Here is an 11,671-nt window from a genome sequence, read left to right on the forward strand (position 1 = left end):
CTTTTTGAAAGGAGAAACATTATGGCAATGAATGGAATTGATATTGCAAGTTATCAGGCAGGAATTGACCTCAGTGTGGTCCCGTGCGATTTTGTGATCGTAAAGGCAACAGAGGGAACAGGCTACGTGAATCCAGATTTCACAAGAGCTTACGCACAGGCTAAGAACGCCGGAAAGTGTCTCGGTATCTACCATTATGCGAATGGTGGAGATTACCAGAAAGAAGCAGATTACTTCCTTGATAGAATCGGAAAACGTGTAGGCGAAGCAATTCTCTGTCTTGACTGGGAGGGGAAGAGCAACCCGGCATTCGGTAGCTCGGATTTTGCATGGTGCAAGAGCTGGCTTGACTATGTATACCAGAAAACAGGCGTAAGACCTCTTTTGTATTGTTCGCAGTCTGTAGCCTATAAATTCAACAATATCGGAAACTATGGACTCTGGATTGCACAGTACGCAGACATGAACGCCACAGGCTATCAGGATAAGCCGTGGAATGAGGGAGCTTATACTTGTGTTATCCGGCAGTATAGCTCTTGTGGTAGATTGAATGGATGGGGCGGTAATCTCGATCTGGATAAATTCTACGGCGACAAGGATGCATGGAACAAGTACGCCGGAAAAGGAAACACAACCAAACCGGCAGAAACACCGAAACCGACAGTGAATACTCCGGGCGGATCCACGCTCGATCTGGTTGCTGGAGTTATGCAGGGCAAGTACGGTGATGGTGACAACCGCAAGAACGTCCTCGGAACACGGTATACGGAAGTGCAGAGCTTCATCGACCATATCTATTCTGCATCTGTAGATACACTGGTGAACGAAGTGAAAGCTGGTAAATATGGTAACGGTGACACAAGAAAGGTTGTTCTCGGTAGTCGTTACACAGAAGTCCAGAACAAGATCAACGCTGCGTCTGCCAGAAAATCAAATGAGCAGATCGCACAGGAAGTTCTTGCCGGTAAATGGGGCAACGGAAACGACAGAAAGAATCGTCTTTCAGCTGCCGGATATGACTACAATACAATTCAGAATATTGTGAATGGTAAATCCGGTGCTTCATCCGCACAGTATTACACTGTCCAGTCTGGAGATACGCTTTCTGGTATTGCAGCTAAATACGGCACGTCCTACCAGAAGGTTGCGCAGCTTAATGGGCTATCCAACCCTAATTTGATCTATGTTGGTCAGAGACTGCGGGTGAAATAAATCACGGTTGACAGCACCAAACATGAGGACTTATAATTCCCTTAAAATAAGAAGAAATAACTTTATCGGTTGTGGCAAAATGGTTGACCCAATGGGGTTCTAAAGCACTTGGTGATCAGGGGTATTCTCCGTCGGAAATCCTCCGCTATTATTACGGAGATGATATTTACATCAATACCGCTGAAGAAATTTCAGGCATTCCGTCTTCATGGCCAGGGTATACCCTTTCCCAGGGCTCTTCTGGTACAAAAGTCCGGCAAATGCAGGAACAGCTAAATGTCATTGCCGGTGCATACCCGGCAATTCCGAAAATCACAGTTGACGGTATTTATGGTCCGGCAACAGCATCGTCCGTCAGAAAATTCCAGTCGGTGTTCGGGCTTCCGGTAACCGGAACTGTTGATTACCGTACATGGTATAAAATTTCCGAAATTTATGTAGGTGTGTCCAGAATTGCAGAATTATCCTGACTTGGATTTTATATTATGATCTAAGTTTTCTCCCAAAGTCTGCTTTTATGCAAAGAATACCAAATGTGTCATGCTTCAGTTTAAAATGTTTCATACTCATCTGGTGCAGATTACTGCAAAATAAAAAATGCTAAAATTAACAAAACCTCCCAGTGTAATCTGAATTTATTCTCCATATACTAGGAGCGTAACACAAAACAAAATGTTACAAAAAAGGAGGAAATGAATATGGCAAGTCGTTCATCAAACAGAGCAGCCGTGCCAGAAGCAAAAGGTGCACTGGACAAATTTAAATACGAGGTTGCAAGCGAACTGGGAGTACCGTTATCAGACGGGTACAACGGAGACTTAACTTCAAGACAGAACGGATCTGTCGGAGGTTATATGGTCAAGAAAATGATCGAAGAACAGGAAAAACAGATGTCCGGTCGATAGGGACAGTCAGTGAAGGTATCACAGGCATTTCTGCCGGATACAAAAAGGGAATGTCTGATAAACAGGCACTCCCTTTTTCTCTGATCACTAAGCTGGAAATCGGACTTGAACCGACGACCCCTTCATTACGAGTGAAGTGCTCTACCGACTGAGCTATTCCAGCATTCGTACTGCTTTCGCAGTCACGAATTATATTATATCAAATTTTTGAATAAAAGCAACTCTTTTTTAAAAAAATTACACTTTAAAATAAACATAAAAAATAGGTATTGAAATCTGTAACCAGATATGGTAAACTTTTTACAATTTGAGAAAGTGTGGGCGCTCTGGAATTGAAAAGACTCCAAGAGTGCCCCTTTTTTGAGAATAAAAGAGTATTACGAAGGGATAAGGTGAACATATGAAAGCGTTTCTAATTTTAGAAGACGGAACTGTGTTTGAAGGCACAAGCATCGGCTCAACAAAAGATATGATTAGTGAGATTGTATTCAATACTTCAATGACTGGATACTTAGAGGTGCTGACAGACCCTTCTTACGCCGGACAGGCCGTTGTCATGACATATCCGCTGATCGGAAACTATGGTATTACACCGGATATGGAGTCCAAGAAGGCGTGGCCGGATGGTTATATTGTAAGAGAATTGTCCAGAATGCCAAGCAACTTCCGTTGTGAAGGTACAATTCAGGATTTCCTGAAAGAACAGGATATTCCGGGAATTGCAGGAATTGATACCAGAGCACTTACCAAAATCCTCCGCGAAAAGGGTACAATGAATGGTATGATCACAACGAATGAAAATTACAATCTGGACGAGGTACTTCCGAAACTTCATGCATACAAAGTAGGAGATGTAGTTTCCAAAGTAACTTGCAGTGAAAAATATGTCTTAGAAGGCAATGGACCAAAAGTTGCATTGATGGACTTTGGTGCTAAGAACAACATTGCAAGGTCTTTAAATGATCGTGGATGTGAAGTTACCGTTTACCCGGCAAATACACCTGCAGAAGAGATCATTTCCGCAAATCCGGACGGTATCATGCTGTCGAACGGACCTGGCGATCCGGCGGATTGCACTTCCATTATTAAAGAAATCAGAAAATTATACGATTCAGAGATCCCAATCTTTGCAATCTGTCTGGGACATCAGCTGATGGCACTCGCCAACGGTGGTAAGACCTATAAGTTGAAATACGGACACAGGGGCGGAAACCATCCGGTAAAAGATCTGCAGACAGGAAGAGTTTATATTTCTTCCCAGAACCATGGTTATGCTGTAGATGCTGATAGCATTCCGGAAAGCGTTGCAGTACCTGCATTTGTGAACGTAAATGACAATACAAACGAAGGAATGTCATACGTTGGAAAGAATATTTTCACAGTACAGTTCCATCCGGAAGCTTGCCCGGGACCACAGGATTCTGGTTACTTGTTTGACAGATTTATGGATATGATGGGAGGAACAAAATAATGCCAAGAAATAAAGACATAAAGAAAGTATTAGTTATTGGTTCCGGTCCAATCGTAATCGGACAGGCAGCAGAATTTGACTATGCCGGAACACAGGCATGCCGTTCACTGAAGGAAGAAGGACTTGAAGTTGTACTTCTGAATTCGAACCCGGCAACGATCATGACGGACAAAGATATTGCAGACCGCGTTTATATCGAACCACTTACGGTAGAAGTTGTAGAACAGCTGATCCTTAAAGAAAAACCGGACAGCGTACTTCCTACCCTTGGAGGCCAGGCCGGACTGAACCTTGCAATGGAACTGGAAGAAGCAGGATTCCTTAAGGAACATAATGTGAGACTGATCGGTACAACGGCGGAAACCATCAAGAAAGCAGAAGACCGTCTGGAATTTAAAGATACCATGGAAAAGATCGGTGAGCCGGTTGCAGCTTCGCTGGTCGTTGAAAATATAGAAGATGGTGTCGCGTTTGCAGATAAGATCGGATATCCTGTTGTTCTTCGTCCGGCATATACCCTCGGCGGAAGCGGTGGTGGTATCGCACATGATCAGGAACAATTGGAAGAAATCCTTGAGAACGGACTCCGTCTGTCACGTGTAGGACAGGTTCTTGTAGAGCGCTGCATTGCAGGATGGAAAGAAATCGAGTACGAAGTAATGCGAGACAGTGCCGGAAACTGTATTACTGTATGTAATATGGAAAATATTGATCCGGTCGGAGTTCATACCGGTGACAGTATCGTTGTTGCACCTTCCCAGACTCTTGGAGATAAAGAATATCAGATGCTGCGTACTTCGGCACTGAATATCATTACAGAACTGAATATTACTGGTGGATGTAACGTACAATACGCATTACATCCAGACTCTTTTGAATATTGTGTAATTGAGGTAAACCCGCGTGTAAGCCGTTCTTCTGCACTGGCTTCCAAAGCGACAGGATACCCGATCGCAAAGGTTGCTGCAAAGATTGCCCTTGGATATACACTGGACGAGATCAAGAATGCAGTTACAAAGAAAACTTATGCAAGCTTCGAGCCAATGCTTGACTACTGTGTTGTTAAGATGCCGAGACTTCCGTTCGATAAATTTATCAGTGCAAAGAGAACGTTGACGACACAGATGAAAGCTACCGGAGAAGTTATGAGTATTTGCGATAACTTTGAAGGAGCTCTTATGAAAGCAATCCGTTCTCTGGAGCAGCATGTAGACTGCCTGCTTTCTTATGATTTCTCAGCACTTTCCAAAGAAGAAATTCTGGAAAAACTGGAAATCGTAGATGACCGCAGAATCTGGATGATCGCAGAAGCACTCCGCAAAGGAATTTCTTATGACGAGATCCATGCGATCACAAAGATCGACAAATGGTTCATCGACAAGATCGCAATCCTTGTTGAGATGGAACAGGCTCTGAAGACACAGGAACTCACACCGGAACTTCTGAAAGAAGCAAAACGTATTGAATTCCCGGATAATGTTATTGCACGACTGATCGGAAAAGATGAGAGAGAAATCCACGATATGCGTCATGCAAACGGAATCGTTGCAGCATACAAGATGGTTGATACCTGTGCGGCTGAGTTCGCGGCAGAGACCCCATATTATTATTCTGTATTCGGAAGCCAGAACGAAGTAGAAGAGACTTCCGGCAAAAAGAAAGTTCTAGTACTTGGATCAGGACCGATCCGTATCGGACAGGGTATCGAGTTCGACTTCTGTTCTGTACATTGTACATGGGCATTTGCAAAAGAAGGATACGAGACTATTATCGTAAATAACAACCCGGAAACTGTAAGTACCGATTTCGATATCGCAGATAAGCTGTATTTCGAACCACTTACTCCGGAAGATGTAGAGAGCATTGTAGACCTGGAAAAACCGGACGGAGCAGTTGTTCAGTTTGGTGGACAGACTGCGATCAAATTAACAGAATCCCTGATGAAGATGGGAGTGCCGATTCTTGGAACTTCCGCAGAAGATGTAGATGCTGCAGAGGACAGAGAGCTCTTTGACGAGATCCTTGCACAGTGCAATATTCCACGTCCGAAGGGAGATACAGTATTTACCGCTGAAGAAGCAAAAGAGGTTGCCAACCGTCTTGGATATCCGGTACTGGTTCGTCCTTCTTATGTACTTGGCGGACAGGGAATGCAGATTGCAATCAACGATCATGATATTGATGAATTTATCGGAATCATCAACCGTATTGCACAGGATCACCCGATTCTGGTTGATAAGTATCTGGTCGGTAAAGAAATTGAGGTCGATGCAGTATGTGATGGAACAGACATTCTGATCCCTGGTATTATGGAACATATTGAGCGTGCCGGAATCCATTCTGGTGACAGTATTTCTGTATATCCTGCGCAGAGCATTTCTGAAGTGACAAAGCGTAAAATTGAAGAATATACAAAGCGTCTTGCAAAAGCCCTTCACGTAATTGGTATGATCAACATCCAGTTCATCGTATGTGGCGAAGATGTTTATGTCATCGAAGTAAACCCACGTTCAAGTCGTACCGTTCCTTATATCAGTAAGGTAACAGGTATCCCGATCGTTCCGCTTGCTACAAGAGCGATCATCGGACATAAGATCAGAGAAATGGGTTACACACCGGGACTTCAGAAAGAAGCTGATTATATTGCAATCAAGATGCCGGTATTCTCATTTGAGAAGATCCGTGGTGCAGATATCAGCCTTGGACCGGAAATGAAATCTACAGGTGAGTGTCTGGGAATTGCAACTACATTTAACGAGGCACTTTACAAAGCGTTCCTTGGAGCTGGAATCAACCTTCCAAAATATAAGAACATGATCATGACTGTTCGTGATGAGGATAAGGGAGAAGCTGTCGAGATCGGACGCAGATTTGAGGCACTTGGCTACCGCATCTTTGCAACACGCGGTACAGCTGATGCATTAAAAGAAGGTGGCGTAAAAGCAATTCCGGTCAATAAGATTGAGCAGGAATCACCGAACCTGATGGATCTGATCCTTGGACACGAGATCGACCTTGTAATTGATACTCCTCCACAGGGAGCAGATCATGCACGAGATGGATTTGTAATCCGTCGTAATGCAATCGAGACAGGTGTCAATGTACTGACAGCTATGGATACTGCAAGAGCACTTGTGACAAGTCTGGAAAATACAGATATCCGTCAGCTTACACTGATTGATATTGCGAAAGTTGAATAAGATGTTATGAATACGGACAGGCAGGGATTGGATTCTCTGCCTGTTTGTGTTATGGAAAATGCAGGGACGAGACGGACGCTACAGTGGCAAAAGAATGTGAAGCTGTGTAGAGAATTTCGGATATTGGCCGGAATTGCGGGGAAGGAGTTTTGTAGTGTGAAAACTATTGTATGTGTGGATAACCGGATGGGGATATGCTTTAATGGCAGGAGAGTGAGCCGGGACCGGATGGTGTCAGAGGATATTCTTGAGATGACGAGAGGGAATGTGCTCTGGATGGCGCCGGAGGCAGATAAGCTTTTTAAAGAAGTCTTTAAAGCAAAAGAAGAGGTATGCCAGGAAACTGGGACTGGGAAGAAAATACAGGACGCAGGGCACCTGGAGGATGAAAAAATGTGGAAGGTTGACCGGAATTTTCTGGAAAAGGCAGAAGAAGAGGATTTCTGTTTTGTTGAGGGGGAGAATCTGGCTGGATATGAGGGGAAGATTACAGAGATTGTTCTGTATAAATGGAACCGGGATTATCCGGCAGATGTATTTTTTGAGGTAGATTTAAGCAAGTGGAGACTGGAAGAGAGAAAAGATTTTTCCGGTTACTCCCATGATAAAATTACAAAAGAAATTTACAGTAGGCAGGGATTGCTATGAAGAAGAAAATTGGGAAAATGAGAGGTGTACTGCTTCTGGCATGTGCATTGTTTCTGACAGCGTGTGGCGTAGGTGGAACAGATGCACAAAGTGTATCGTATGAAAACAGTCGGGCAGCAGTAGTTGAAAGGAAGTCAGGTAGCGGAGAAAATGAATCGGTAGCAGATGGCAGCCAGGAGCCGGTGAATGCTACATTGGATAATATTCCGGTATACAGCGGAACGCCGTATGTAGTGATCGATGATAATGAACCGGATTTTACCGAAGATGAGCTGACAGATCAGTCTTATGAAAGCTACAGTGATCTGGATGAGCTGGGGCGGTGCGGTGTTGCCGAGTCCAGCATTGGGACAGATCTGATGCCGACTGGGAAAAGAGGAAAGATTGGACAGATAAAACCGTCCGGGTGGCAGACAATAAAATTTGACAATGTGGATGGAAAATATCTTTACAACCGTTGTCATCTGATAGGCTATCAGCTGACGGCAGAAAATGCAAACGAAAAGAATCTGATTACAGGAACCCGCTATATGAATGTGGATGGGATGCTGCCATTTGAAAATATGGTTGCCGACTACATCAAAGAGACAGATAATCATGTAATGTATCGTGTCACACCGGTATTTGAAGGGGAGAATCTGGTTGCATCCGGAGTTTTAATGGAAGCAGAATCAGTGGAGGATCATGGAGAAGGTGTGAAATTTAATGTGTATGTCTATAATGTACAGCCGGGAATTACGATTGATTATGCAACGGGAAAGGCAGTGCTTTCCGATACGGATGCGTCAGCGGGTACGGGAAAAACCAGTGGAAATACAGAGAAAAAGACGTATGTGTTGAATGAAAATACAAAGAAGTTCCATACGCCGGAGTGCTCAGGAGTAAAAGATATCAAAGAAGGAAATAAAAAAACATTTACAGGTTCAAGAGAAGAACTGATTAAAGAGGGGTATAGCCCGTGTGGGAGATGTAAACCGTAAGAGGAAAATAAAAGAAAAACTGCATATTCTACGAAAAATATAAAACAAACGGGAGATTTTTAAACAAAATCTCCCGTTTTCTGCTATAATAGAAAACATACTTAATGAATATACATTAGAGGAAATGTGTTAAAGAAAAAGGAGGAACTTTCTCATGAATACTTATCATATGGGAACAAAATGCGTGCAGGGAGGATATACACCTGGAAATGGAGAGCCGAGACAGGTTCCGATCATTCAGTCTACGACATTCAAATACAATACAAGTGAAGATATGGGAAAATTATTTGATCTGGAGGCATCCGGATATTTCTACACCCGTCTGCAGAATCCGACTAACGACCACGTAGCGGCAAAGATCGCGGCGATGGAAGGCGGAACAGCTGCAATGTTGACTTCTTCCGGACAGGCAGCGAATTTCTTTGCTATGTTCAATATCTGTGAAGCAGGAGATCATATTGTGGCTTCATCTTCGATTTATGGTGGAACCTTCAATCTGATCAGTGTGACAATGAAGAAAATGGGAATTGACGCAACATTTGTTTCTCCGGATGCAACAGAAGAAGAATTAAATGCGGCATTCCAGCCAAATACAAAGCTGATGTTTGGTGAGACGATTGCCAATCCGGCACTTACTGTTCTGGATATTGAGCTTTTTGCAAAGGTTGCACATGCGCATGGTGTACCGCTGATCGTGGATAATACCTTCCCGACACCGGTCAACTGTCATCCGATCGAATGGGGAGCAGATATTGTGACACATTCGACTACAAAATATATGGATGGACATGGAGCAGCAGTTGGTGGAGCAATCGTAGACAGTGGTAAATTTGACTGGATGGCTCATGCAGATAAATATCCCGGACTTTGCACACCGGATGAAAGCTATCATGGAATTACCTATGCTGAGAAATTCGGAAAAGAAGGCGCATTTATCACAAAATGTACTTCTCAGTTGATGCGTGATCTCGGATCGATCCAGGCACCACAGAATGCATTTATCCTGAATCTCGGACTGGAATCTCTTCATGTGCGTATGCCAAGACACGTGGAGAACGGACAGGCTGTCGCAGAATTTCTGGAGCAGCACCCAAAGGTTGCTTATGTCAATTATCCAGGACTTCCATCTAACAAATACTATGAAAGAGCAAAGAAATACATGCCAGACGGGGGCTGTGGAGTGGTATCTTTCGGATTGAAAGGTGGAAGAGAAGCTGCTTCCGTATTCATGCAGAATCTGAAGCTTGGAGCGATTGAAACCCATGTGGCAGATGCGAGAACCTGTTGCCTGAACCCGGCAACATCCACACATCGCCAGATGAATGATGAGCAGTTAAAAGAAGCAGGAGTTCCGGCAGAACTGATTCGTATCAGTCTGGGACTTGAAGATAAAGAGGATCTGATTGCAGATATTTCTGCGGCACTTGACGCAATTCAATAATCGTGTCACAATGACAGATAAAGAAATCTGATCAGACAGGAGGAAAAGAGTCATGACAAAGAAATCAGAAAGACAACCAATCAAAGCAGAAAATGTAGCGGGTGGCGCAGGCTATATCCTGAAGGAAGAACTGATCAAAGGTGAACAGCTCGGCGCGTACTGCAAGATGTTCAATGAAGTAACGTTAAAACCTGGATGTGAGATCGGATATCATGAGCATCATGGAGAGACTGAGACTTACTATCTGACAAAAGGGGCAGGCATTTACAATGATAATGGCAAAGAATATCCGGTAGAAGTTGGTGATGTGACTTTCTGCGCAGACGGAAATGGACATGGCATCAAGAATGCGGGGGAAGAAGATCTTGTGTTTGTGGCGCTTATTTTGAAAGAATAGTGTGAAGAGGGACGGATCCCGGCGCAAATGATATTGATCGTCACCTATGAAACTGTCACTGGCAGTTTCATATGGATGCATGGCAACTCCGAAGCTTGTACAAAAAAGGGGATGATGTTCGTGTGAACACGGACACCACCCCTATTTTTGTGTACTCTTAGTCGCAACGATTCAATATCATTTGCGCCGGGATCCTGTGCTGCTCAAAATTTTTAGAAATAAGAGTTGGTGATTTAGTGAATGGTCTTCTTGTGGGGATAGGAAACATTATGCAAAGAAATCCTGTATTCCTTGAAGCAGTCTCTTATTATCTTCCGGAGCCATAATGCAGAACCGGAAGTATTCCCCGCCCAGTTCTTTGAAGCTGGAGCAGTCTCTCACCATCAGACCCTGCTTGATCAGAAATTCAAACACATCCGCAGAAGTAACTCCCTCTTTTTCAATCTTTACCAGTACAAAATTCGCATAAGCAGGATACACAGTCAGCACATTGATTTTGGAGATTTCAGTGCACATTTTGTCTCGCTCGGAGAGGATCAGATCTCGTGTTTTCTGGATATACTCCTGATCCTGGAGCATCTTCTCACCAGCGTAAGCGCCGAGGCTGTTCAGACTCCATGGGTTCTGCATCAGCAGAAGATCCTGAAGAAACTGGCTGTTACTGGTTGCACCGTAGCCGAGGCGGAGACCAGGTGCGGCATAAAATTTGGATACGCCACGGAGAATCATCAGATTATCAAAACTGCTGATCAGAGACATGGAAGAAATTTCATTAATATCCGGTGCGAATTCAACGTAAGTCTCATCGATCATCAAGAAAGAGCCAGCCTCCCGGCAGCAGTCCAGAATGGTCTGGATCTCAGGCATTTTGAGAGCGGACGAAGTCGGATTGTTCGGGTTACATAATATCACCAGATCATAGCCTTTCCTGATTTCTTCGCAGAAGGCATGGATATCAAGATGGAACTGATCTGACTCTTTTAACAGGTAAGTATGGATGGAACTTCCCACCAGATCCAGTTCACGTCCATACTCGGAATAAGTTGGTCCAAGAACCAGTGTTTTTTGTGGTTTCCGTGTCTGGATCAGGAGAGAGATCAGCTCGGTAGAACCATTTCCGACGATTACATGTTCCGGTAAAATCTGGCAGTAATCGGCAATCACTTTTTTCAAAGTAGTGTAATTTCGGTCCGGATAACTACTGAGAAGATCCAGATGTGCAGCAAGATCTTTTTTCAGGTTTTTGGATAATCCAAGTGGGTTGACATTGGCTCCAAAGCAGACGATCTCGTCCACCGGTACATGATAAAATGCGGCGACAGCAGCGGTGTCACTTCCATGAAACTGCGGTTTTGCTTCCATAAATAGTATTCTCCTTTGTGTATAACAAAAATCTGTGAATTAAAAAAAACGGGTA

The 11,671-nt window shown here is 43.8% G+C and carries 9 protein-coding genes, 1 tRNA gene and 1 pseudogene; 9 read left to right on the top strand and 2 right to left on the bottom strand.

Annotated elements, in window-relative coordinates; genetic code table 11:
* Positions 1 to 21: 21 nt before the first annotated feature.
* The 3 genes and pseudogenes from PGU50_RS08410 (at position 22) to PGU50_RS08420 (ending at position 2,117) form a co-directional block, all read left to right on the top strand.
* Positions 22 to 1,212, top strand: a complete 1,191-nt coding sequence (locus PGU50_RS08410; protein WP_270246686.1) for a GH25 family lysozyme — start codon at positions 22 to 24, stop codon at positions 1,210 to 1,212.
* Positions 1,213 to 1,292: 80 nt separating this feature from the next.
* Positions 1,293 to 1,682: pseudogene (locus PGU50_RS08415) on the top strand (peptidoglycan-binding protein); the annotation flags it as partial.
* A gap of 228 nt (positions 1,683 to 1,910) precedes the next feature.
* Positions 1,911 to 2,117, top strand: coding sequence for an alpha/beta-type small acid-soluble spore protein (locus PGU50_RS08420; protein ID WP_022220917.1), 207 nt, complete (start codon positions 1,911 to 1,913; stop codon positions 2,115 to 2,117).
* Positions 2,118 to 2,207: 90 nt separating this feature from the next.
* Here PGU50_RS08420 and PGU50_RS08425 read toward each other — a convergent pair.
* Positions 2,208 to 2,280 (bottom strand) — tRNA-Thr (locus tag PGU50_RS08425).
* Positions 2,281 to 2,517: 237 nt separating this feature from the next.
* Here PGU50_RS08425 and PGU50_RS08430 point away from each other — a divergent pair.
* The 6 genes from PGU50_RS08430 (at position 2,518) to PGU50_RS08455 (ending at position 10,254) form a co-directional block, all read left to right on the top strand.
* The gene (locus PGU50_RS08430; RefSeq protein WP_117558244.1) at positions 2,518 to 3,588 is read left to right on the top strand and encodes a carbamoyl phosphate synthase small subunit; all 1,071 of its coding nucleotides are present in this window, start codon (positions 2,518 to 2,520) and stop codon (positions 3,586 to 3,588) included.
* Positions 3,588 to 6,788, top strand: coding sequence for a carbamoyl-phosphate synthase large subunit (gene carB, locus PGU50_RS08435; RefSeq protein WP_270246688.1), 3,201 nt, complete (start codon positions 3,588 to 3,590; stop codon positions 6,786 to 6,788). Before PGU50_RS08430 ends, carB begins: the two co-directional genes overlap by 1 nt.
* Positions 6,789 to 6,944: 156 nt before the next feature.
* On the top strand, positions 6,945 to 7,436 hold the full coding sequence (locus PGU50_RS08440) for a ribonuclease Z (RefSeq protein ID WP_270246689.1): 492 nt from the start codon (positions 6,945 to 6,947) through the stop codon (positions 7,434 to 7,436).
* Entirely contained in the window at positions 7,433 to 8,416 is a 984-nt protein-coding gene (locus PGU50_RS08445) for a DNA/RNA non-specific endonuclease (RefSeq protein WP_270246690.1), read from the top strand. Before PGU50_RS08440 ends, PGU50_RS08445 begins: the two co-directional genes overlap by 4 nt.
* Positions 8,417 to 8,570: 154 nt before the next feature.
* Positions 8,571 to 9,857, top strand: coding sequence for an O-acetylhomoserine aminocarboxypropyltransferase/cysteine synthase family protein (locus PGU50_RS08450; RefSeq protein WP_117558238.1), 1,287 nt, complete (start codon positions 8,571 to 8,573; stop codon positions 9,855 to 9,857).
* Between the two features lie 52 nt (positions 9,858 to 9,909).
* Positions 9,910 to 10,254 carry a cupin domain-containing protein gene (locus PGU50_RS08455; RefSeq protein ID WP_008375282.1) on the top strand — a complete coding sequence of 115 codons (345 nt, stop codon included), beginning with the start codon at positions 9,910 to 9,912 and terminating at the stop codon, positions 10,252 to 10,254.
* A gap of 267 nt (positions 10,255 to 10,521) precedes the next feature.
* Here the strand turns inward: PGU50_RS08455 and PGU50_RS08460 are convergent, their stop codons facing one another.
* Entirely contained in the window at positions 10,522 to 11,616 is a 1,095-nt protein-coding gene (locus PGU50_RS08460; RefSeq protein WP_270246691.1) for a pyridoxal phosphate-dependent aminotransferase, read from the bottom strand.
* Positions 11,617 to 11,671 lie beyond the last annotated feature (55 nt).

The organism is Coprococcus sp. AM11-30B, assembly GCF_027674365.1.
In the GTDB taxonomy this organism is placed as follows: Bacteria; Bacillota; Clostridia; order Lachnospirales; family Lachnospiraceae; genus Allocoprococcus; species Allocoprococcus comes.